The following is a 316-nucleotide window of genomic DNA, read 5'->3' as shown; positions in this document are numbered from 1 at the left end:
GTGGTATGCGACACGAATGCCGACGGCATGATGAGGGTAGACCTCCAGGGACATGCGGAACAGGACCTTCTTGATGCGCAGGTTCCGGGCGGCAGCTATACGGTACGCTTCTACACGCTACGGGCTGATGCCGAGGCCGGCCTTGGCGGAGCCATCGCTACCCCAACGAGCCACCCGGCAACCAACGGGGACATCATCTGGGTAAGGGTTACCAATACCGCCACGGGATGCTACAAGCTAGGCAGCTTCAAGGTAGTGATCAACCCGTCGCTGTCCTTCCCGCATGTGGAATACTCGCTTTGCGACGAGGCCCTTC

1 protein-coding gene is annotated in these 316 nt (G+C 60.1%); it reads left to right on the top strand.

Going from position 1 to position 316, the window contains the following annotated elements; translation table 11 throughout:
* A partial coding sequence (locus FJA49_RS18275; protein WP_158629420.1) for a hypothetical protein occupies positions 1 to 316 on the top strand: 316 nt, incomplete at both ends.

Origin of the sequence: Flavobacterium microcysteis (genome assembly GCF_006385255.1) — a bacterium.
Classification (GTDB): Bacteria; Bacteroidota; Bacteroidia; order Flavobacteriales; family Flavobacteriaceae; genus Flavobacterium; species Flavobacterium microcysteis.
Note: the sequence above shows the minus strand (reverse complement) of the source record. Positions and strands in the feature narration are given on the sequence as shown.